This window comes from Streptomyces sp. NBC_00086, assembly GCF_026343255.1.
Taxonomy (GTDB): domain Bacteria; phylum Actinomycetota; class Actinomycetes; order Streptomycetales; family Streptomycetaceae; genus Streptomyces.
The window spans coordinates 7,528,032-7,549,965 of record NZ_JAPELZ010000001.1; the positions used below are offsets into that span (position 1 = coordinate 7,528,032).

Below are 21,934 nucleotides of genomic sequence, written 5' to 3' on the forward strand. Positions count from 1 at the left end.
TCCTCCCGGGCCGTCTCCTACGGGGCTTCGCGCGCGGGCCGTCCCCCGCGCGGCGGGCCCCCGTCGGGGGCGGCCCGGTGCGCGTCCGCGTCGGCCCGGTCCGAGTCCGCCCGGTCCGGCGTGGTGGCCTCCGGGGCGGACGTGCGGGACGCCAGGAGCAGGGCGATGTCGTCCGGCCGGTCGGTGGAGTGCCCCGCCTCGGCGACGAGCCGGTCCGCCGTCTCGGTCAGCGGAGCGGGGCCGGCGGCCGCCAGCGCGGCCCGCAGCCGCTCCACTCCCACGTCGATGTCCGTGCCCGGGATCTCCACCAGCCCGTCGGTGTACAGGGCGAGCACCGCCCCCGGCTCGATCCGCAGCCGGGTCACCGGATACGAGGCCCCGGCGTCGACGCCCAGCACCGTCCCGCCCGCCAGGTCCAGCACCTCCGTCCGGCCGCCCGGATGCCGCAGCAGTGGCTGGGGGTGCCCGGCCCGGACGGCGAGGGCGAGGCCGGACGCCGGGTCGAGCAGGACGTAGCAACAGCTGGCGAACTGGCCCGGATCGAGGTCGATGAGCAGCTCGTTCGTGCCGCGCATGACCTGCTCCGGCTCGTTGCCGCTGAGCGCGAAGGCCCGTACGGCGCTGCGCAGTTGACCCATCGTGGCCGCGGCGGCCACCCCGTGGCCCTGGACGTCGCCGATGACCAGCGCGAGCCGGCCGCCGCCGACCTCGATGACGTCGTACCAGTCGCCGCCGACGTCCATCCCGGCGGTGCCGGGCAGGTACCGCCCCACCGTGACCACGTTGTCCCGTACCGGCAGCCGGTGCGGGAGCAGCGCCGCCTGGAGTCCGCGGGCCAGGGCCGCTTCGCTGTCGTAGCGCCGGGCCCGTTCCAGTGCCTGCGCGATCAGCCCGGCCAGCGCCGTGAGGACGGTGCGCTCCTCCGGACTGAACCCGCGCGGGGCGTCGAAGCCGAGGATGCACGAGCCGACCGGCCGGCCGGAGGCGATCAGGGGGAGGAAGGCCCGGGCGCCGACATGGGCGTCCAGCTCGATCCCCGGGTAGGCGGCGGCCAGGTGCTGCATCGACTCGAAGAACAGCGGTCGGCCCGAGGTGAGGGTCTCGACCCCGGGCAGCCGGACGTCCAGCGCGACCCCGTCGAACCGGTCGAGGAAGCCTCGCGGGAAGCCGGTCTCCCAGGCCAGGTGCAAGTGGCCCTCGCCGAGCAGGTAGATGGCCAACTGCCTTCCGCCGAAGGCCGGGAGCAGCTCGTCGGTGACCACCATCGACACCTGGCGCGCCGTCACCGCCTCGGTCAGCGCGATCGCCAGCGCCACCGGGCGGTACAGGGCCGAAGCCCGGTCGGCGGGCGAACCCGGGCCCGGGGACCCGAGCCCCGCACCGGGCCACATGAGCGACTCGGGCGCGTACGAGGGCGGTTCGGCCTCCGCGATGGTGACGGTGACCCCGTCGAAACCGGGATGCAGCCCCACCGACAGCCAGTGCGGGGAGGATTCGGATCCGCGCGGGGCTGCCTGGAAGTGCACCGGCGCGGGGGAGAGGAACACGGCCCGGAAGTGGTCCTCGTAGGCGGGGTGCCCGAGCCAGGGCAGTGCCTCCCACAGCGTCCGCCCGCAGAGGTCCGGCCCGTGGGAACCGAGCAGGGTCGTGGCGGTGGAGCGGGCGCGGGAGTTGGCGAAGCCGATCACGCCCTGCCGGTCCACGGACAGGACGGCCAGGTCCAGCCGGTCCACGGCGGCGCGGGCACCGGCGGCGTGGCCGTCCACGGGGCTTCCCCCGTGCTTGCCCGCCGGGCCGACCGCCGCACCGACTGCCGGGCCCGGATCGGGCAGGCAGACCGGGTCGCCCTCCCAGGTCACGGTGGCTCCGCCCGCGGCGAGCGCGGCCAGCTCCCCGGCCAGCCGGGCGGCCACCGCGCGCAGCCGCTTGCGGTCACCGGGTCCGACGGGGACTCCGGGGGTCGCGGGGCGGAGCACCACGAGGACGCCGTAGCGCTCGCGGCCGCGGGTCACGGGCTCGTAGAGCGAGCCGAAGGGGAAGGGCAGCCCGGCCATCAGCTGGGGGAAGCGCCGCATCGCCGATTCCGCGTCGGGCAGGTGCACGGACTGGCCGGACCGGTAGGCCTCGGCGACGGGGTAGGGGCGGTTCACGTGCATCCGCCACCAGGGGCGGAACAGCGGGCCCGGGATCCCGGTCACGGCCGCCATCAGCAGCAGCCCCTCGGTGCCGGAGCGCAGGTAGACCCCGCCCGCGTACCCGCCGGCGGCCCCCACGGCATCGAGAGCGGCCCGCGCGAGCGCCTGGGCCGTGGCGTCGGTGACGGGGCCGCCGGTGTCCGGTCTCGCCGTCACCCCTCCAGAATGCCCTGGGGCCGGTGCTTCCGCATACCCCTCGGACTCCCCGACGTACCGGTCGCCGTCGTCGACGCATCCGGATACCGGGCGCGCGACGGCGGCATTCGGAATTCCAGGCCCTGAATGGCGGAAGGGATCATGCCGGGTTAGCGTCGGTTGATGATCGCTCTCGTGGCACATGACCAGAGGAAGAAAGACCTATTGAATTGGGTGCGGCGCAATCACCGTGCCGTGACCCGGCACGGACTGGTGGGAACCAGCTCCACCGCACGATTGCTGAGATCGGAACTCGGCTTGCGGATCAGGTCGGTTGAGTCCGGTCCGCACGGAGGGGACCAGCAGATCGGCTCGATGGTGATTTCGGGCGATGTCACGTCGCTCGTATTCTTCTGGGACCCGCTGTGGGCCGCTCCGCACGTTCACGATGTACTCGCCCTCGTGCGAATTGCCGTGCTCCGCAATATCCCCGTGGCCCTGAATCCGGCGAGCGCGGAGGCCATGTCCGAGGACGGATTCTCCTTCGAAGGCCGGTCCGTCCGCCCGCTCGCGGCGGGCGCCCGTTCCCGCTGATCGGCAGCGCCCGGGCAGCGGGGCCCCGACGCCCGGGACCCGCGGTGTCGGCCGGCGTGTGCGGCTCGGGCTCCCTTTGCTCTCGTAGCGTCGGGCGGGCCGGTCTCCCCACAGCGGATTCCGGCCCCGGCGAGACGGCCCGGCGTCGTCCGATCGGCTGACGCCGGGGCGGGACCGGTGGGCTGAAAGTCCCTGTCGATCAGGGACTTTGCCCCGACCCCCGACCCTCCTCGAACTGCTTAGGTTTACCTAAGTGGAGTCGAACGAGGAGGTCCGGTGCCGTCGCTCAACGACAGCCGTCCAGGGACGACCGTACGCATCACGGGGATCGACCCCGGTCAGGCCGGCGGGAGCCGCAGACGGCTCCTGGAGTTCGGCTTCGTGCCCGGCGCGGACGTCACCGTCATCGCCCGGGGCGCCACCGGAGGGCTGCTCGTGGGGCTCGGGGACACCCGGGTCGCGCTGGACACCCGAACCGCCGGCCGGCTGAGGTGCGCCGGATGAGCTGTCACGCCACCGGGGCCGGTGCGACCGCCACGGCGGAGCGGCGGACCGGAACGCCGTTCGTCGCCCTCGTCGGCAATCCCAATGTCGGCAAGTCGACCCTCTTCAACGCCCTCACCGGCGCCCACCAGCGCGTCGGCAACTGGCCGGGCAAGACCGTCTCCGTGGCCCAGGGCGACTGGCGCACCGCGGGCGGCCGCCCCCTGCGCGTCGCCGACCTGCCCGGCTCCTACAGCCTGCTGCCCGACTCCCCGGACGAGGCGCTGGTGCGCGACGTGCTGACCGCGCCGGCGGGGGAGCGGCCCGACGCGGTGGTCTTCGCCCTCGACGCGGCCAACCCCGCCCGCAACCTGTACCTGCTCTCGCAGATCCTCGACACCGACATCCCCGTCGTCATCGCGCTCACCATGACCGACGTCGCTGCCCGGCGCGGGGCGCCTCCCGCCCCGGACGCGCTGGCCCGCGAGCTCGCGCTGCCCGTCGTACGGGTGGAAGGACGCTCGGGGACCGGGCTGGACCTGCTCGCCGAAGCGGTGGGCGAGGCCCTGGACGCCGTACCGCCTCCCCGCGGGCGGACGTCCGCCTGGGCGGCCGGCTCGCCCGTGGCGGCCGAACTGGCCGGGCTGACCGCCCAGGCCTCCGGGCTGACCCCGCACCCCCCGCGCTGGCTGGCCGTCAGCCTGCTCTGCGGGGAGGAGCCGCCCGAGGTCCCGGCGGCGCTGGCCGGGCGGGCCGGGGCGGCGGCGAACCGCCTCGCCGCGGCGGCCGCGGGGGAGGACGGCATCGAGGCAGATACCGAGGCCGACACTGACACCGATACCGACGCCGAACTCCTCGTCGCCGAGGCCCGCTACGCCTGGGCCCACGCCGTCATCCAACGCGCCGCGCCCCGCCCGGCCGGGGCCCGGCCCACCCTCACCGACCGCGTGGACCGGCTGCTGCTCTCCCGCGGTTTCGGCATCCCGTTCTTCCTCGCCGTCATGTGGGGGGTCTTCCAGGCCACCACCGTCCTGGCCAAACCCCTCCAGGACGGCCTCGGCGACTTCGTCTCCGGACCCGTCAGCGGCGGCGCCGACCGGCTCCTGGAAGCCGTCCGCGCGCCCGGCTGGCTGACCGGACTGCTGGTCGACGGCCTGATCAACGGGGTGGGCCAGCTGCTCACCTTCGTCCCGCTGATGATCATCATGTTCCTGCTGCTGGCCCTGCTGGAGGACTCCGGCTACTTCGCCCGCGCCGCGTTCGTCGCCGACCGCCTGATGCGCACGCTGAGGCTGCCCGGCCGCGCCTTCCTGCCGCTCGTCGTCGGCTTCGGCTGCAACGTCCCCGCCCTCGCCGGCACCCGGATCCTGAGCCGCCGCTCGCACCGGCTGCTCGTCGGCCTGCTCATCCCGTACATGAGCTGCACCGCCCGCCTGGCCGTCTACGTGATGATCGCGGGCGTCTTCTTCGGCTCGAACTCCGGCACCGTCGTCTTCTTCCTCTACGTCGCCTCCGTGCTGCTGGTCGTCGGCATGGGCCTGATCCTGCGGCCCCTGCTGTTCCGCGACATGAAGGAGGAACCGCTCGTCCTGGAGCTGCCCCCGTACCGGCTGCCCACCCTGCGGGTCACCGGCGCCCAGGTCTGGCAGAAGCTCGCCGCGTTCCTGCGCACCGCCGGCGGCATCATCGTCGCGACCGCGGCCGCCGTCTGGCTCCTCATGGCGATCCCGGCCGCGGCCGGCCACGGAGGCTTCGGCAAGGTCGACGTCGAGCAGAGCGTGTTCGGTACGGTCACGCGCGCCACGGCCCCCCTCGTGGCCCCCGCCGGCTTCGGCGACTGGCACGCCACGGCCGCGCTCGGCACCGGCCTGATCGCCAAGGAGGGCGTGATCTCCACCCTCGCCCAGACCTACTCGGCCGAGGAGGACGGCGACCCCAAGCTCCCCGCGAGCCTGCACGCCACCTTCGAGGAATCCTCCGGCGGCCACCAGGAGGCGGCCGCGCTCGCCTTCCTGGTCTTCGTCCTCGCCTACACCCCCTGCTTCGCCACCCTGGCCGCGCAGCGGGCCGAGATCGGCACCCGGCTGACCGTCATCGGCTTCGGCATCCAACTGGCGGCGGCCTGGCTGCTCGCCGTCGGCGTCTTCCAGATCGCGAGGCTGGTGTGGTGAGCGGCACCGGCGGACCCACGGGCTCCGGCCCCGGCATGCTGCGCCGCCTGCTGCGCGCCTTCGAGGAGGCGGCTCCCGGTGAGGGGCTCCCGCAGATCGCCGACCGGCTGGGCATCGACCGGGCCGAGGCGGCCGACCTCGCCGCGTACTGGGTCCGCAAGGGCCGGCTGCGCCGCGAGGAGATCGGCGGCCGCGACTGCGGGGGCTGCCTGGCCGCCACCCGCGGCTGCACGGCGTGCCCCGGCGGCGACGCGCCGGCCGCTTCCACCCGGCCGGTACTGGTCGCACTGACCCCCGTGCGCCCCTCGCGGCCTGAGGCCCCGCACACGTAGTGCCCGGCCGGGGCCCCGCGGGCCTGTCACCGTGCCCGGTGCCGCTTCGCGTAGGACCAGGTCACCGCGGTCATCAGGAGCGGTATGGCCAACAGCGGGGCGAAGACGAGGCCCCAGACGGTCCGTGCCGTACCGCTCGCCAGGTACGTATGGCTTTCGACCGTGAAGAGGACCACGAGTTGCCACAGCGTCCCCAGGACCAGGACCCCCGAGGCGGTCCAGGACAGCGCGGCGAGGACCCCGGGGCGCAGCGGCCGCCACCGGTCACCGACCAGCAGGAGCGGTGACAGGGCGGCCAGTTCGGCGAGGACGGACAGTCCGACGACGTAGGCGATGCCCCAGCCCGGGATGCCGTAGACCTCGCGCAGCACCTGGTCGCTGTAGCCCACGTAGACGCCGGATGCCATGGCGATGCGCCACAGGCCGGAGGGGACGGCGCACAGAGCGATGGCGTGGGCGGCCCGGCGGGCCCAGACGGGCGCGGGGGCGGGGAGAGGAGCGGTCGCTGTCGGCATGCGGCCCATGCTGGCCCTGGACGGGACGGCCGCGCTTCCTCCCTGACGGCGGACCGTATCCGCCCCGCGGAGGAGCGCGCACAGGCCGAGGGCAGACCTGAGGCGGGGGCGGATGCCGCACGAGCCGGGCGTCTGCGCATGCCCCACGGCCCAAGGGCGCAGCTCCGTACTTCGTACGACTGATCCGAACGCCTCCCCCGTCCGGGGGAGGTACGGGGCGGGGACCGACGGCCGCGGCCCGGAGGCGGGCAGGCTTGCGGACATGCGACAGCAGTACGACACGTCAACGCCCCCGCCGGCCTTCTCGGTCGCCGATGCCTTCACCCTGAGCACGGCCCTGGACGCCCTCGGCGGCGTCCGGGGCCTCGACACCCTCGACATGGCCTGCGGGCACGGCAGCACCACCCGGCTGCTGGCGAGCGGCGGGGCCCGCAGGACGGTGGGCGTCGACAGCTGCCCCGAGCGGATCCGCCGGGCCCGGGAGACCGGCGCGGACCTCGCGCACCGCGTCGAGTACGTCGTCGCGGACGCGGCGGCCGGAATGCCGGCCCTGGGGCCGTTCGACCTGGCCACCGCCGTGTACCTGTTCAACCAGGCCCACGACCGGGCGGCGCTGCACGCGATGTTCCGCGCCGTCCGAGCCAACCTGCGCCCCGGCGGGCGGCTCCTCGCCATCGTGCCGAACCCGGGGGCCTTCCCCTACGCGGACTGGGAGCCGTACGGGATCAGCGTCGTCGAGCGAGCTCCCGGCGGGGACGCCCCGCTGCTGCGGGCCCGGCTGGAGACCGACCCGCCGGTCCCGTTCGAATGCCGCGAATGGGCCCACGCCGACTTCGCGGAGGCCGCCGCCGACGCCGGCTTCGCCACGGTGGCCTGGCAGCCGACCCGGACCCCGCCCGCGTGCGAGACCCGGGACGAGACCTACTGGGCCCGCTACCGCACGGCGCCCGTCGGCTCCCTGATGAACTGCGTGGCCTGAGGGGCGTACGGGGTCTGAGGTGCCTGCGGAGTCTGAGGTGCCCGAGCGGCCCGGGACGCCGCCGCGACCCGCGGCGCGGCGCCGCCCGGCAGGCGGTGGCGGCTCAGGACTCCGCCGCCGCCGCGCGGACCAGCTCCACGATCCGGTCGCGGGCCGCCCTGCCCTCCGGGAGCGGCATCAGCGGGTAGTCGTGCGGCAGTCCCGGCTCCTCGATGAACTCCACCTCGGCGCCGGCCGCCCGCGCCCTGGTCAGCAGTTCGCGGCTGTCGGTCGTCAGGACGTCCCGCGTGCCCGTGAACACCGTCAGCGGGGCCAGTCCCGTGAACGACCCGTGCAACGGGCTCACCCGGGGATCGTCGGCCGCCAGGTTCCCCGCGTACAGCCGCCCGGCCTCCCGCAGGCCGGGGCGGGCCAGCATCGGATCGCCCGCCTCGATGGCCGCCTGGTCGGGATGGCTCATCGACACGTCCAGCCAGGGCGAGATCAGCACGATCCGGGACGGCTGCGCCCCGTTGCGGTCGCGCAAGCGCTGCGCCGCGGCCAGTGCGAGCCCGGCCCCCGCAGAATCCCCGAGGAGCACCGTGCCGCCCGCGCCCCCGCTCGCGATCAGGCCGCTGAGCAGGTCGGCGGCGACCGGGACGGTCCGGTCGGCGGTCCCGCGCGGGGCCAGTATGTACGCCGGTACGACCACCCGGGCCTGCGCCTGCGTGACCAGGGTCCGGATCAGCGACCAGTGCGCCCGGACCAGTTCGTTGATGTACCCGCCGCCGTGCACGTACAGCACCCTGGCGGCCGGTTCCACGCCGAGCGGCGAGACCTCGTACACCGGCCAGGCCCCGACGAAGGTCCGCGAGACCTCGGCCACGCGGCCGAGCGAACGCGGGGGGAGGTGCGACGCCGGGCGCCGCATCGATTCCGCCACCCGGGTACGGACCGCCTCGGCGCTCCCGAACCGTCTTCGCCGTCCCGCCGCGATCAGCGCGACCGAAAGCGCCCTGCTGCGCAGACTCGGCACGCCCCTCACCTCCCCATTCCCGGCCCGGCCCACTCCCCGGCCCCTGCCCTTCACCCCAGGAGCATAGGCGTGAAGCTGGGCTGTGGACCCGCTTAAGAAATCCTCGATGGACTGATCACCCGCAGGTCGGCAGATTGGTCTCGTCCGCACGCTGCCCGGCCCGCACGCCCCGTAGCGCTTCCTTCCGCATGCCTGGAGCCACCCCCATGAAGGCACTCGTCAAGCACAAGGCCGAGCCCGGGCTGTGGCTGATGGACGTCCCCGAGCCCGAGTACGGCCCCGGCGAGGTCCTGATCAAGGTGCTGCGCACCGGCATCTGCGGGACGGACCTGCACATCCGCTCCTGGGACGGCTGGGCGCAGGGCGCCGTCAAGACCCCCCTCGTGCTCGGCCACGAGTTCGTCGGCGAGGTGGCGGCGCTCGGCGCGGGCGTCACCGGCATCGAGATCGGCGCGCTGGTCAGCGGCGAGGGTCACCTGGTGTGCGGGACGTGCCGCAACTGCCTGGCCGGGCGCCGCCACCTGTGCCGCAGCACGATCGGGCTCGGGGTCGGACGCGACGGCGCCTTCGCCGAGTACGTCGTGCTGCCCGCGCAGAACGTGTGGGTGCACCGGACGAAGGTGGACCTCGACGTCGCTGCGATCTTCGACCCCTTCGGCAACGCCGTGCACACCGCGCTCTCCTTCCCGCTCGTCGGCGAGGACGTGCTGATCACCGGCGCGGGCCCGATCGGGATCATGGCGGCGGCCGTGGCCAAGCACGCGGGAGCCCGCAACGTGGTGATCACGGACGTCAGCCCGGAGCGTCTGGAGATCGCCCGCAAGGCCGGCGCCACCCTCGCGCTCGACGTCTCGAAGGCGACCATCGCCGACGCGCAGGCCCAGCTCGGCCTGCGCGAGGGCTTCGACATCGGCCTGGAGATGTCCGGGCGCGGCGAGGCCATGCGCGACATGATCGACAACATGACGCACGGCGGCCGGATCGCCATGCTGGGCCTGCCGGCGCAGGAGTTCGCGGTCGACTGGGCCAAGGTCGTGACCTCGATGATCACGATCAAGGGCATCTACGGCCGCGAGATGTTCGAGACCTGGTACGCGATGACCGTGCTGCTGGAGGGCGGGCTCGACCTCAGCCCCGTCATCACCGGCCGGTACGCCTACGGGGACTTCGAGGCCGCGTTCGACGAGGCGGCGACCGCCCGCAGCGGCAAGATCATCCTGGACTGGACCCAGGCGTAACGATCCGGGCGCAGTAAGCCCGGGCGCAGTAAGCCGGGGCGCAGTAAGCCGGGGCGCAACCAGCCGGGCGCAGCCGCCCGGGCGTCCAGCCCCCACAGACCATTTCCCTCCGGCCGGGCCCCGCAGCACCCTCCCCCCTCCGCGGGGCCCGGCCCCCCTCCCTCCGCCGCACCAGGAGAAAGAGAGCACCGCACATGTTCGAGACCGTCCGCGCGGACCTCCGTACGACCCTCGACGAGATCCGCGCCGCGGGTCTGCACAAGCCCGAGCGCGTCATCGGTACCCCGCAGAACGCCGCCGTCGCGGTGACCTCGGGCGGCGCCCCGGGTGAGGTCCTCAACTTCTGCGCCAACAACTACCTCGGTCTCGCCGACCACCCCGAGGTGGTCATCGCGGCGAAGGAGGCCCTGGACCGCTGGGGTTACGGCATGGCCTCCGTGCGCTTCATCTGCGGTACGCAGGAGGTGCACAAGGAGCTGGAGGCGCGGCTGTCCGCGTTCCTCGGCCAGGAGGACACGATCCTCTACTCCTCCTGCTTCGACGCCAACGGCGGAGTCTTCGAGACCATCCTCGGCGCCGAGGACGCGGTGATCTCCGACGCCCTCAACCACGCCTCGATCATCGACGGCATCCGCCTCTCCAAGGCCCGCCGCTTCCGCTACGCCAACCGCGACATGGCGGAGCTGGAGACCAGGCTCAAGGAGGCCACCGAGGGCGGTGCCCGCCGCAAGCTGATCGTCACCGACGGCGTGTTCTCCATGGACGGCTACGTGGCCCCGCTCGCCGAGATCTGCGACCTCGCGGAGCGCTACGACGCCATGGTCATGGTCGACGACTCGCACGCCGTCGGCTTCGTCGGCCCCGGCGGCCGCGGCACCCCCGAACTGCACGGGGTCATGGACCGCGTGGACATCATCACCGGCACCCTCGGCAAGGCACTGGGCGGCGCCTCCGGCGGCTACGTCGCGGCGCGCGCCGAGATCGTCGAGCTGCTGCGCCAGCGCTCGCGCCCGTACCTCTTCTCCAACTCCCTCGCCCCGGTCATCGCGGCGGCCTCCCTCAAGGTCCTCGACCTGCTGGAGTCGGCCGACGACCTGCGCGAGCGGCTCGCCGCCAACACCGCGCTCTTCCGTACGAAGATGACCGAGGCCGGCTTCGAGATCCTGCCCGGTGACCACGCCATCGCCCCCGTGATGATCGGCGATGCGGCGGAGGCGGCCAAGATGGCGGAACTCCTGCTGGAGCGAGGGGTCTACGTGATCGGCTTCTCCTACCCGGTGGTGCCGATGGGCGCCGCGCGGATCCGCGTCCAGCTCTCCGCCGCGCACTCGACGGCCGACGTGGAGCGGGCGATCGCGGCGTTCGTCGACGCCCGGGCCGCCCTGGCAGCGGCCTAGCCCCGAGTCCTGGCTGACCCCCGTTCGCAGCGCGCGGCGCCGTTGCCGGGGGCCAGCCCCCCCGGACCCCCGCTCCTCAAACGCCGGAGGGGCTGGATGTGGCCGACGCCGGCGGGCACGTGATCGTCGGCAGCCCGGAAAATCCAGCCCCGCCGGCGTTTGAGGCGTGGGTTCCGGGGCGGAGCCCCGGGGAACGGCGGAAGGGCGGGTAGGGGACAGGCTCCCCGCCCCCGATATCAGCCGGGACCGGCCGGACCTCCGCCCGGCCTGGGCCGGCCCGGATACCCGGGTGGGGGCGGGGCACTCCGACGGAGGTACCGGCCCGGGCCCCGGCCGATCGGTCGGCCCGGCAGGGCTCCGCGGGCTGCGAGAATGGCACTGTGATCGACCCCCGGAGGCTGCGCATCCTGCGGGCCGTCGCGGACCACCGTACGGTGACCGCCGCGGCCGCAGCGCTCTACCTCACCCCCTCCGCCGTCTCCCAGCAGCTCGCGGCGCTGGAGCAGGAGACCGGGCACGCCCTGCTGACCCGCAGCGGCCGGGGCGTCCGGCTCACCGCGGCCGGGCAGATCCTGCTCGGGCACGCCCACGAAGTGCTCGCACAGCTGGAGCGGGCGGAAGCGGAACTCGCCGCCTACGCCGGCGGCTCGGCGGGCGAGGTCACCGTGGCCGCCTTCGCCACCGGCATCGCCGAGGTACTGGCCCCCGCCATCACCCGGCTCGCCGCCGACCACCCCGGGATCCGGCTGCGCGTACGCGACGCGGAGGGCGACCAGAGCCTGCTGCTCCTGCTCGACGGGGAGGCGGACCTGGCGCTCGCCGTCGAGTACCGGGGAGCCCCGGGCGCCGACGACGGCCGGCTGTCCGTGCTCCCGCTCTACGCCGAGCCCTTCGACGCGGTCCTCCCGGCCGGGCACCCGCTCGGGGACCTGCCCGAGGTGTCCCTGGCCGACCTCTCCGCTGCGGACTGGGTGGGCCAGTACCCCGGAAACCCCTGCCACGACGTGATGCTCCTGGCCTGCGAACTGGCCGGCTTCCAGCCCCGGTTGGTGCACTCCTCCGACGACTTCCGGGCCGTGGTGGCCCTGGTCGGCGCCGGCGCCGGAGTGGCCCTCGTGCCGCGTTCCGCGCTGCGCGGCATGGACCTCAAGGAGGTCCAGGTCCGCCCGGTGTCCGGTCCGGCGCCCACCCGCCGCGTCTTCGCCGCCACCCGGCGCGGCGCCGAGGCGCACCCGCTGATCGCCCCGGTCCTGGCGGCCCTGACCCGTGAGGCGGACCGGCTCCCGGAACACTGACCCGGGAGCCCGCCCTAACCGCGGGCCTGCCCGACCGTGAAGACGGCGCCGGGCGCGGCGTGGTCCACGGGCCCCGAGTAACGGGCGGCGGCGCGGGAGACGGCCTCGGCCGGGTCGAGGTCCCGGCCGACGTGCGTGAGGACCAGCCGTCCGGCGCGGGCCGCACGGGCGGTGTCGCCGGCGTCCTCGGGGGTGTGGTGCACCGGCTCCCCGTCCGCCGGGTGCGCCGGACTGTCGGCCTCGCAGAGCAGGAGCGCGCAGTCCTCGGCGAGCCGGGTCAGGGCCGAACAGGGCGCCGTGTCCCCGGAGTACACGAGGGACCGGCCTCCCGACTCGGCGCGCAGCGCGAAGGCGGGCATGCCGTGGGACACCGCCCGGCTGGTGAGGCCGAGCGATCCGGCCCGCGCGCGGTGGCCGTCGTACAGCTCGTGGACCTCGAAGGCGGCCTCGACCGGGCTGCGGTCCGGGCCGTTGGTGAGGAACCCCGCCAGCCGGTCGGCGATGCCGGGCGGCCCGTAGAGGGGGAGCGGCGCGGGGCGCCGTACGTCGGCGTACAGCAGGCCGTAGTACGCGGTCAGCAGATCGGCCGTGTGGTCGGCGTGCAGGTGCGAGATCCATATCGCGTCGAGCTCGCCGAGCCCGACGTGGCGTTGCAGCGGTCCCAGGGTTCCGCTGCCCGCGTCGACCCAGACCCGGGCTCCGCCGCCTTCGAGCAGGTAGCCGGAGCAGGGGTTGTCGGCCCGGGGGTAGGGCGTCGCGCTGCCCAGGACGGTGAGCCGGAGAAGATCGTCTGCCATCCGGGGAGTCTAGGACGCCGTGCGCCGCGGCCCCGGGCCGGGCCGACCGCCCCCCCGGCTGTGCGCTCAGGCGCGGATGACTTCCACGCCCGCCGCCTCGAAAGCCTCGGCCACCGAGGGGGACAAGCCGGTGTCCGTCACCAGCACGTCGACGGCGTCGGTCGCGACGATCCGGGCGAAGGCGCGGACGCCCAGCTTGCTGGAGTCGGCCGCGATCACCACGCGGCGGGCGCGCTCGCAGAGCAGCCGGTTCATGGCGGCCTCGTCCTCGTGCCGGGTGGCGGCCCCGTCGGCCGGGTCGAAGGCGTCCACGCCGACGACGGCGGTGTCCACGGAGAGCTGCCCGAGCACCTGCATGGCGAGGGGGCCCGTGAGCTCGTACGACTGGGGCCGGGCCACGCCACCGGTGAGCACGATCTTGAACTGCGGTCTGATGACCAGCTCACCCGCGATGTTCAGCGCGTTGGTGACCACGGTGAGGGCCGGGGAGCCGGTGGCGAGGTCGGGGCGGGCGGCCAGCGCACGCGCCACCTCGGTGGTCGTGGTGCCACCGGTCAGGCCGATCACCTCGCCCGGGACGATCAGCGCCGCGACGGTTTCGCTGATGCGGCTCTTCTCGGCGGCCCGGCGCGAGGTGCGGTAGCGCAGGGGGAGTTCGTACGAGACCCCGTGCACGACCGCTCCACCGCGCGTGCGGACCAGTAGCTGCTGCTCGGCGAGCTGGTCGAGGTCGCGCCGGATCGTGGCGGCGGACACGCCGAGGGCCTCGGCGGCGGGCTCCACTTCCAGCTCGCCCCGCTCCACCAGCAGGTCCAGCAGTGTCTGCCAGCGTTCCTTGCGGGTCATCGGCCGCCCTCTCGGTCTCGTCCTCGATCGCTTCTTCGATCGTGTCCTCGGCCGTCGCTCCGCCGTTCGCTTCGGCGCTCACTCTTGGCCTACACGTCGAGATTAACGCAGCAGATCATCCCGGAGATGCTTGAAGTTGCGTGAAAGAGCCCACTATCTTGCAGGAACACGCATTCAGGGAGCACGCACCGCGCTAGGGAGCCGCCATGAGCCATGTCGCGTACGAGTTGGGCACGCAGCCCGCATGCTGGGAGCGGGCCGCCGAACTGGCCCCGGAACACCGGGCGGTGCTGCCGCGGCCGGGGGAGCGTACCGCGATCGTCGGATGCGGGACCTCGTACTACATGGCCCAGGCCGCCGCCGTGTTGCGCGAGGAGGCCGGGCAGGGCGAAACCGACGCCTTCCCCGCCTCGGAGTTCCCCCGCCACCGGCGCTACGACCGGGTCGTCGCGCTCACCCGGTCCGGGACCACCACCGAGGTCCTCGACCTGCTGGCCGGACTGCGGGACGCCGGGGTACCCACCACCGCGGTCATCGGGGACCCCGCCACCCCCGTCATCACCCTCGCCGACGCGCTCGTCGTACTCGACTTCGCCGACGAGCAGTCCGTCGTCCAGACCCGCTTCGCCACCACCGCCCTCACCCTGCTGCGCGCCCACGTCGGCCTGCACAGCCCCTCCGTCGTCGCCGACGCGCGCGCGGCCCTCGCCGACCCGCTTCCCGCGGAGCTGGAGACCCGGGGCCAGTTCACCTTCCTCGGCCGCGGCTGGAGCGTCGGACTCGCCAACGAGGCCGCGCTGAAGATGCGCGAAGCCGCCCTGGCCTGGGCCGAGTCCTACCCGGCCATGGAGTACCGGCACGGCCCCATCAGCGTCTCGGCGCCCGGCACCGCCACCTGGTCGCTCGGCGACGCGCCCGAAGGGCTCGCCGAACAGGTCCGCGGGACCGGAGCCCAGTGGGTGGCCGGGCGCCTCGACCCGCTCGCCGAGCTGGTCCGCGTACACCGCCTGGCCATCGCCGTCGCCGCCCACCAGGGGCTGGACCCGGACGCGCCGCGCAACCTGACCCGGTCCGTCATCCTCACCACGGGCGAGGAGGCCGTCCGATGAGCCTGGTTCCCGCCGGCAGGCTCGTCCTGGAGGCCGCCGCCCAGGGCCGCGCCGTCGCAGCCTTCAACATCATCACGCTGGAGCACGCCGAAGCGGTCGTCGCGGGCGCGGAATCGGCCGGACTGCCCGTGGTCCTCCAGCTCAGCGAGAACGCCGTCAAGTTCCGCGGCGGAGCACTGCTGCCGATCAGCCGCGCGGCCGTGGCCGTCGCCGAGGCCGCCGGGGTCCCGGTCGGGCTGCACCTGGACCACGTCAAGAGCTCCGAACTGCTGCGGCAGGCCGTGGACGCCGGATTCAGCTCGGTCATGTACGACGCCGCGCACCTCTCCTACGCCGAGAACCTGGAGGCCACCCGCTCCGCCGCCGACTGGGCCCACGTCAACGGGCTCTGGATCGAAGCCGAACTGGGCGAGGTCGGCGGGAAGAACGGGGCCGCGCCGCTGGACCCGCACGCACCCGGCGCCCGTACCGACCCGGACGAGGCACGGCGGTTCGTCGCCGACTCCGGGGTGGACGCGCTGGCCGTCGCCATCGGCAGCAGCCACGCCATGACCAGCCGGACCGCGGCCCTGGACCACGTGCTGCTCGGCCGCCTCGCCAAGACGGTCGACGTGCCGCTGGTGCTGCACGGCTCCTCCGGTCTGCCGGACGCGGAACTCGCCGCGGCCGTCGCCGGCGGCATCCGGAAGGTCAACATCGGCACCGCGCTCAACGTGGCGATGACCGAGGCCATCCGCACCCATCTGACCCCCGCGGATCCCCGTCCGTACTTGACCGCCGCACGGGAGGCGATGACGGCGACGGCCGCCGCTATGATCAGCGCCCTGAACTGACGGGAACGGGTACCGGGGGGATTTTCGATGAGCGCACAGCAGGGCCTCAGCAGCAGACGGCGGCTCCTTCTCGGACTGGGGGCCCCGCTGCTGCTCGGTGCGGCGGGGCTCGGCTACGCGATGTGGCCCGAGGAGGAGAAGGCGGAGAAGGTCCGCACCGATGTGGCCCCGCTCAACCGGCGCTTCTGGACCGCGCTGGGCGACGTGACCGACGCGCACTGGCTGGGCTACGGCATCGACGAGTCCAACAACGACCGCACGGTCCCGAGGGCGGATTCCCGGATGCGGCTCGTCGGGGTCGCCCACCTCAAGCCGGGTACGGCGAACCGCATCATGCGCGATCCCGCCCACCACTTCGAGGTCGGGCCGCTGGCCGGGCCGCCCGCCGCGCTGAAGCCGTACATCCCCTCCAGTGCGGCCTGGAAGCAGAGCGTGACGTACGACAAGGTCGCTCTGGAGGAGGGCCTGAGCGTGATCCCGTCGGGCACCTTCCGCTTCGACGCCATCCGCGACCTCGTCTACTTCGACTACGTCTTCCTCTACAGCTGAGCGGCGGCTGAGCGGCGACTGAGCGGCGGCCCGCGGAAGTCCTCCCACTCAGTGGGAGGACGGACGCGGCGGCATTGAAGCCGCGGCCCGGTCGGTGTTTCGTCGGATCCCGGAGCAGAGCAGGCGCCGCCGAGGGAAGGCCACCGCACATGCCGCAGCAGCCGCAGCCGTATCTCCCGCACCGATTCGGGGTGTTCCTCGCCCCTTACCACCGGCCCGACGGTGACCCCGCGCTCCAGCTGCGCCGGGACCTCGACCTGGCCGCCGACCTCGACCGGCTCGGCTACGAGGAACTGTGGGCCGGCGAACACCACTCCGCCGGCTACGAGATCATCGCCTCGCCCGAGGTGTTCCTGGCCGCGGCCGCCGAACGCACCGGCCGGATCATGCTCGGCACCGGGGTCAACTCCCTCCCCTACCACCAGCCGTTGATCCTCGCCGACCGGATCTGCCAGCTCGACCAGCAGTCCCGGGGCCGCGCCATGCTCGGCGTCGGACCGGGCCAACTGCCTTCCGACGCCTTCATGATGGGCGTCGACCCGCTCCACTCCCGCGCGATGACGGCCGACTCGCTCGACGCCATCGTGCGGCTGCTGCGCGGGGAAACGGTCACCGCCGCCACCGACTGGTTCGCCCTGGAGGAGGCCCGGCTCCAGCTCGGGCCCTACCGGGGCCGGGAACTGGACGTGGCCGTCGCCTCCGCCGTGTCGCCGACCGGGGCGGTGCTCGCGGGACGCCACGGGGTGGGGATCTCTCGCTCGCCGCCGCCGACCCCACCGGGTACGCGCTGCTCGACGCCAACTGGGCCGCCCACGAGCGGGCCTGCGGCGAAGCCGGCCGCGCCGCCGACCGTTCCACCTGGCGGCTGGTCACCCCGGTGCACCTGGCCGAGACCCGCGAACAGGCCCTGCGCGAAGCCGAGTACGGCACGCCCGGCATCGTGGACTACATCGAGAAGCTCGGCGGGACCCGCCTCGACGGCTGCGCCACCCCGGCCGGCGCGGTCGAGCGGTGGACCACCGAAGGGCTGCCCACCTTCGGTCGGGCCGTCATCGGAGCCCCCGAGGACGCCGTCCGGCGCATCGAGCAACTCGCCGAGAAGACGGGCGGGTTCGGTACCTTCCTGATCCTCCGGCTGGACCTCGCCGAACCCGCGGCCGCCCTGCGCAGCCTGGAGCTCTTCGCCGAGCGGGTCGTCCCCCGGCTCACCGGCCACACCGAGGCCCGCCGCGCCAGCCTGGAGTGGGCCGGGCGCAACAGCGAACGGTTCACCGGCGCCCTGCGCCGGTCCACGATGGAAGCCATCGCCCGCAAGGGGGAGGTCCGTTGAGGGCCGCGGTGCTCGAAGACGGGGTGTTCCGGGTACGGGAGCACCCGGATCCGGTGCCCGGCCCCGGGCAGGCGCTCGTGGAGAGCGCCGCCTGCGGGATCTGCGGCTCCGACCTGAGCGCGGTGGCGCACACCGAGGACTTCCTGCGGGCCTCCCGGGACAGCGGCACCACCAGCTTCCTCTTCGACCCGGACCGGCCCCTGGTGATGGGCCACGAGTTCTCCGGCCGGGTCCTGTCCTACGGGCCCGGCGCGACCGGCCCCGAACCGGGCACCGGGGTCGTCGGCCTGCCCTGGGCGGTCGACCCGGGCGGGGTCGTGCGGACCGTGGGCTACAGCAATGCCTTCCCCGGCGGATTCGGCGAACGGATCGTCGTACAGGCCCGCGCCCTGCTGCCCGTCCCGCCGTCCCTGGACCTGGCGCTCGCCGCCCTCACCGAGCCGCTGGCCGTCGGTTTCGGCAACATCGCCCGCAGCGCGGCGGGAAAGGACACCCCGGCCGTGGTCGTCGGCTGCGGCCCGGTCGGCCTCGGAGCCGTCGCCGCGCTGCTGGAGCGGGGCGCCGGACCCGTGGTGGCCTCCGATCCGTCGGCGCTGCGGCGGGCGGCCGCCCTGCGGCTCGGCGCACACGCGGTGGTGGACCCGGCCGAGCGGGACCCCGTACGCGTCTGCGCGGAACTCGCCGGAGCCCGCCCGCGGCCCACCGTGGTCGTGAACTGCGTCGGCGTACCCGGCATGTTGAACCAGCTCCTGCACGCGGTTCCGCGCGGCACCGAGATCCTGCAGATCGGCGGGGTGATGACCGAGGACGTGATCCGCCCGGTGGTCGGCATGTACAAGGACGTCACGATCCGCATGTGCCTGACCTACCCGCCCGAGGAGTTCGGCGCCACCCTCGCCCGCCTCGCCGACGGCCGCATCGATCCCGCGTCCCTGGTCACGGGAGAAGCGGGCTTCGGCGGGCTCGACGCGGCCTTCGCCTCCCTGCGGCGGCCGGAGGAGCACATCAAGGTCCTGATCCGGCCCGGGCAGGACGGAACCGGGGTGATCGCCCGCTGATCGCGCCCACCGGCAGGCCGCTGACCCTTCCGGATTCTTGGAACAGGTTCTAGTCTGCCCCGCGGCGGCGGCGGACGGCCGCGCGACCTTGCGCCACGAGACCTTGAGCCACGAGAGACCCGGAGGGGCCGTGCACCTCGAATACACGCCTGAGCAGCAGCGGTTGCGCACCGAGCTGCGCGCCTACTTCGCCGAACTGATCCCGGACGACGTCTACGCGCGGTACGAGGACCCTGCCGAGCAGAAGCGCTTCTACCGGGAGACCATCCGCCGGCTCGGCGCCGACGGCTGGCTCGGCGTCGGCTGGCCCAAGGAGTACGGCGGGCGCGGGATGTCGCCCATGGACCAGTTCATCTTCTTCGACGAGGCCGCGCAGGCCGTCGTACCGCTGCCGCTGATGGCCCTCAACACCGTCGGGCCGACCATCATGCAGTTCGGCACCGACGAGCAGAAGGCGTACTTCCTGCCCAAGATCCTCGCGGGCGAGATCGACTTCGCCATCGGCTACAGCGAGCCCGACGCCGGCACCGACCTCGCCGCCCTCAAGTGCAAGGCCGTCCGCGAGGGCGACGAGGAGACCGGCACCTACGTCGTCGACGGGCAGAAGATCTGGACCACCAACGGCGACACCGCCGACTGGGTCTGGCTCGCCGTCCGCACCGACCCGGACGCCCCCGCGCACAAGGGCATCACCATGCTCCTCGTGCCGACCTCCGACCCCGGATACTCCTGCACCCTCATCAACACCCTGGCCTCGCACGACACCACCGCGAGCTACTACGAGAACATCCGGGTGCCCGCGAGCCGCCGCGTCGGCCAGGAGAACAAGGGCTGGCGGCTGATCACCAACCAGCTCAACCACGAGCGCGTCACCCTTGCCGCCCACGGCACCATGGCCATCCGCGCCCTGCACGACGTCCAGCGCTGGGCCGCCGAGACCAAGCTCGCCGACGGCCGCCGCGTCATCGACCTCTCGTGGGTCCGCGGCCGCCTGGCCCGCACCCACGCCCGCCTCGACGCGATGAAGCTGCTGAACTGGCAGATGGTCAACGCCGTCCAGGACGGCAACCTCACCCCGCAGGACGCCTCCGCCGTCAAGGTCTACGGCTCCGAGGCGCGCAGGGACGCGTACGCCTGGCTGATGGAAGTGGTCGGCGCGGCCGGCTCCCTGAAGGACGGCTCCGCGGGCGCGGTCCTGCACGGCGAACTGGAACGCGGCTACCGCAGCGCGGTCATCTTCACCTTCGGCGGCGGCAACAACGAGATCCAGCGCGAGATCATCTCGTGGATCGGCCTCGGCATGCCGAGGGTGCGCCGCTGACCGGTGTCATGGGCGGGTTGCCGCGGTTCCTCCCCCCCCCGATGCCCCATCAGGGCGCCATCACCCGCAGGTTCTGTCACTCCGGGGGGAGTGCGCCAGCGGCTGCCCGATCCATTCGGCCTGACCACGTGGCCGTTCCTCACTGCCGCACCTCCCATGGGCTCCAACGACCTGGCGTCGTCGGGTGACTTGCTGTTTCCTGGAAGGCGTGCGCACAGAGCGTTGTGGCAGCACGACCGGTCCCGCACCGACGGTGACCGTGGCACCTCAGGACAGCCGCCAGGCCGAGCCGATGGGGGAACTCCATGACCGCCGCGCACGAAGTCCCGGACATCCTCTCGCGGGAGTTCGCCGAGAACCCCTACCCGGCCTACCGGGCCATGCGCGAGAGCGCACCCCTGAACTGGCACGAGGGGACGCAGAGTTGGATCATCTCGCGCTACGAGGACGTCGCGCGGGCCTTCAAGGACAAGGAGGGGCTCTTCACCACGGACAACTACGCGTGGCAGGCCGAGCCCGTGCACGGCAAGACCCTGATCCAGATGAGCGGCCGCGAACACGCCACGCGACGCGCCCTGGTCGCCCCGGCCTTCCGCGGCAACGAGCTGCGGGACAAGGTCGTTCCGGTCATCGAGCGCAACGCCCGTGAGCTGATCGACGCGTTCCGCGACACCGGGTCCGTCGACCTCGTGAGCGGATTCGCCTCCCACTTCCCCATCTCGGTCATCGCCGACATGTTCGGACTGGACCGGTCCGGCCAGCGGGCCCTCGGCGGCTGGTACCGGGCCTTCGTGGCGTTCACCGCCAACCTGTCCGGTGACCCGGAGCGGGCGGCGGAGGGCGCGCGGGCCCAGGCCGAGTTCGCCGCGTACATGCTGCCGGTCATCAGGAACCGGCGGGAACACCTCGGAGACGACCTGCTGTCCGCGCTCTGCACCGCCGAGGTCGACGGCGTGAGCATGAGCGACGAGGACATCAAGGCGTTCTGCAGCCTGCTGCTGACGGCCGGCGCCGAGACCACGGACAAGGCCGTCGCGGGCCTCTTCGCGAACCTGCTGGCCAACCCCGACCAGCTCGCCGCCGTACAGCGCGACCGGGGACTCATCGACCGTGCCTTCGCGGAGACCCTGCGCTACACCCCGCCGGTCCACATGATCATGCGGCAGACCGCCGTCGACGTCACCATGAGCGGCGGCACCATCCCGGCCGGGGCCACCGTCACCTGCCTGATCGGCGCCGCCAACCGCGACCCCGAGCGCTACAAGGACCCGGACAGCTTCGACCTGTTCCGCGACGACCTGACGGCGACCAACGCCTTCTCCGCGGCCGCGGACCACCTGGCGTTCGCGCTCGGACGGCATTTCTGCGTCGGTGCGCTGCTGGCCAGGGCCGAGGTGGAGATCGCCACCAACCAGCTCCTCGACGCCATGCCCGGCCTCCGCCCGGCCCAGGGGTACGACCCGGCGGCCGAGGGGGTCTTCACCCGCGGGCCGAAGTCGCTGCTCGTGGAGTTCACTCCGGCCGCCGGCTGAACCGTCGCCCGTCCTACCGGCGGTCGTCCCGCACCGGGCCGTCCTGCCGGTGGTCGGGGTGGACCCAGCTCGGCTTGCGGAACCTCGGGAAGCACACCGGCGCCACGACGCCCAGGAGCAGCAGGACCAGGCCCTTGGCCGGGCCGGACAGCCAGGTGAGCATGCCGCCGTGTGCGGCCGCCACCAGCATCACCCCGACGACCTTCGTCC

21 protein-coding genes and 1 pseudogene are annotated in these 21,934 nt (G+C 73.6%); 16 read left to right on the plus strand and 6 right to left on the minus strand.

Annotated features, from left to right (window positions below; all coding sequences use genetic code 11):
• Positions 1-17: 17 nt before the first annotated feature.
• Positions 18-2,351, minus strand: a complete 2,334-nt coding sequence (locus tag OG276_RS34115; protein ID WP_266911368.1) for a SpoIIE family protein phosphatase — start codon at positions 2,349-2,351, stop codon at positions 18-20.
• Positions 2,352-2,513: 162 nt separating this feature from the next.
• Here OG276_RS34115 and OG276_RS34120 point away from each other — a divergent pair, with 162 nt between their 5' ends.
• The 4 genes from OG276_RS34120 (at position 2,514) to OG276_RS34135 (ending at position 5,910) form a co-directional block, all read left to right on the plus strand.
• A complete protein-coding gene (locus OG276_RS34120; protein ID WP_266911370.1) occupies positions 2,514-2,924 on the plus strand; it encodes a methylglyoxal synthase in 411 nt (136 codons plus the stop codon).
• A 276-nt stretch (positions 2,925-3,200) separates the two neighbouring features.
• Positions 3,201-3,428: a FeoA family protein gene (locus tag OG276_RS34125; RefSeq protein ID WP_250739058.1), complete on the plus strand. Its 228-nt coding sequence runs from the start codon at positions 3,201-3,203 to the stop codon at positions 3,426-3,428.
• A complete protein-coding gene (feoB, locus tag OG276_RS34130; protein ID WP_266911373.1) occupies positions 3,425-5,578 on the plus strand; it encodes a ferrous iron transport protein B in 2,154 nt (717 codons plus the stop codon). Before OG276_RS34125 ends, feoB begins: the two co-directional genes overlap by 4 nt.
• A complete protein-coding gene (locus tag OG276_RS34135; protein WP_266911375.1) occupies positions 5,575-5,910 on the plus strand; it encodes a FeoC-like transcriptional regulator in 336 nt (111 codons plus the stop codon). The genes feoB and OG276_RS34135 overlap by 4 nt, the downstream gene beginning before the upstream one ends.
• A gap of 26 nt (positions 5,911-5,936) precedes the next feature.
• Here the strand turns inward: OG276_RS34135 and OG276_RS34140 are convergent, their stop codons facing one another.
• Positions 5,937-6,434 carry a hypothetical protein gene (locus OG276_RS34140; protein ID WP_323182388.1) on the minus strand — a complete coding sequence of 166 codons (498 nt, stop codon included), beginning with the start codon at positions 6,432-6,434 and terminating at the stop codon, positions 5,937-5,939.
• 253 nt (positions 6,435-6,687) lie between these two features.
• Between OG276_RS34140 and OG276_RS34145 the strand changes: the two genes are divergently transcribed.
• On the plus strand, positions 6,688-7,404 hold the full coding sequence (locus OG276_RS34145) for a class I SAM-dependent methyltransferase (RefSeq protein ID WP_266911379.1): 717 nt from the start codon (positions 6,688-6,690) through the stop codon (positions 7,402-7,404).
• Between the two features lie 103 nt (positions 7,405-7,507).
• Here the strand turns inward: OG276_RS34145 and OG276_RS34150 are convergent, their stop codons facing one another.
• Positions 7,508-8,419 (minus strand): alpha/beta hydrolase fold domain-containing protein, encoded by a 912-nt coding sequence (locus OG276_RS34150; RefSeq protein ID WP_266911381.1) that lies wholly within the window; start codon positions 8,417-8,419, stop codon positions 7,508-7,510.
• 206 nt (positions 8,420-8,625) lie between these two features.
• On the opposite strand from OG276_RS34150, the gene tdh reads away from it, so the two are divergent.
• The 3 genes from tdh (at position 8,626) to OG276_RS34165 (ending at position 12,349) form a co-directional block, all read left to right on the plus strand.
• On the plus strand, positions 8,626-9,657 hold the full coding sequence (gene tdh / locus OG276_RS34155) for an L-threonine 3-dehydrogenase (protein ID WP_266911383.1): 1,032 nt from the start codon (positions 8,626-8,628) through the stop codon (positions 9,655-9,657).
• A 194-nt stretch (positions 9,658-9,851) separates the two neighbouring features.
• Complete coding sequence (locus OG276_RS34160) at positions 9,852-11,054, plus strand: glycine C-acetyltransferase (RefSeq protein ID WP_266911385.1); 1,203 nt, start codon at positions 9,852-9,854, stop codon at positions 11,052-11,054.
• Positions 11,055-11,434: 380 nt separating this feature from the next.
• On the plus strand, positions 11,435-12,349 hold the full coding sequence (locus tag OG276_RS34165; RefSeq protein WP_266911387.1) for a LysR family transcriptional regulator: 915 nt from the start codon (positions 11,435-11,437) through the stop codon (positions 12,347-12,349).
• A gap of 14 nt (positions 12,350-12,363) precedes the next feature.
• Here OG276_RS34165 and OG276_RS34170 read toward each other — a convergent pair whose 3' ends face one another.
• Together OG276_RS34170 and OG276_RS34175 are read right to left on the minus strand one after the other, a co-directional pair.
• Positions 12,364-13,146: an MBL fold metallo-hydrolase gene (locus OG276_RS34170; protein ID WP_266911389.1), complete on the minus strand. Its 783-nt coding sequence runs from the start codon at positions 13,144-13,146 to the stop codon at positions 12,364-12,366.
• A 66-nt stretch (positions 13,147-13,212) separates the two neighbouring features.
• A complete protein-coding gene (locus tag OG276_RS34175; RefSeq protein ID WP_266911391.1) occupies positions 13,213-13,992 on the minus strand; it encodes a DeoR/GlpR family DNA-binding transcription regulator in 780 nt (259 codons plus the stop codon).
• Positions 13,993-14,198: 206 nt separating this feature from the next.
• On the opposite strand from OG276_RS34175, the gene OG276_RS34180 reads away from it, so the two are divergent.
• From OG276_RS34180 to OG276_RS34215, 8 genes and pseudogenes are all read left to right on the plus strand, one after another.
• Positions 14,199-15,101 (plus strand): SIS domain-containing protein, encoded by a 903-nt coding sequence (locus tag OG276_RS34180; RefSeq protein WP_266911393.1) that lies wholly within the window; start codon positions 14,199-14,201, stop codon positions 15,099-15,101.
• Positions 15,098-15,934, plus strand: coding sequence for a class II fructose-bisphosphate aldolase (locus OG276_RS34185; RefSeq protein ID WP_266911395.1), 837 nt, complete (start codon positions 15,098-15,100; stop codon positions 15,932-15,934). Before OG276_RS34180 ends, OG276_RS34185 begins: the two co-directional genes overlap by 4 nt.
• Positions 15,935-15,961: 27 nt before the next feature.
• Complete coding sequence (locus tag OG276_RS34190) at positions 15,962-16,483, plus strand: hypothetical protein (RefSeq protein WP_266911397.1); 522 nt, start codon at positions 15,962-15,964, stop codon at positions 16,481-16,483.
• A gap of 149 nt (positions 16,484-16,632) precedes the next feature.
• Positions 16,633-17,175: pseudogene (locus OG276_RS40985) on the plus strand (LLM class flavin-dependent oxidoreductase); the annotation flags it as partial.
• Positions 17,176-17,360: 185 nt separating this feature from the next.
• Entirely contained in the window at positions 17,361-17,813 is a 453-nt protein-coding gene (locus OG276_RS34200) for a hypothetical protein (protein WP_266911401.1), read from the plus strand.
• Complete coding sequence (locus OG276_RS34205) at positions 17,810-18,871, plus strand: zinc-binding dehydrogenase (protein WP_266911403.1); 1,062 nt, start codon at positions 17,810-17,812, stop codon at positions 18,869-18,871. Before OG276_RS34200 ends, OG276_RS34205 begins: the two co-directional genes overlap by 4 nt.
• Before the next feature lie 130 nt (positions 18,872-19,001).
• On the plus strand, positions 19,002-20,192 hold the full coding sequence (locus tag OG276_RS34210) for an acyl-CoA dehydrogenase family protein (RefSeq protein ID WP_266911405.1): 1,191 nt from the start codon (positions 19,002-19,004) through the stop codon (positions 20,190-20,192).
• A gap of 305 nt (positions 20,193-20,497) precedes the next feature.
• Positions 20,498-21,724 carry a cytochrome P450 gene (locus tag OG276_RS34215; protein ID WP_266911406.1) on the plus strand — a complete coding sequence of 409 codons (1,227 nt, stop codon included), beginning with the start codon at positions 20,498-20,500 and terminating at the stop codon, positions 21,722-21,724.
• 13 nt (positions 21,725-21,737) lie between these two features.
• On the opposite strand, the gene OG276_RS34220 is transcribed toward OG276_RS34215, so the two are convergent.
• Positions 21,738-21,917, minus strand: coding sequence for a hypothetical protein (locus OG276_RS34220; RefSeq protein WP_266911408.1), 180 nt, complete (start codon positions 21,915-21,917; stop codon positions 21,738-21,740).
• Positions 21,918-21,934: the final 17 nt, after the last annotated feature.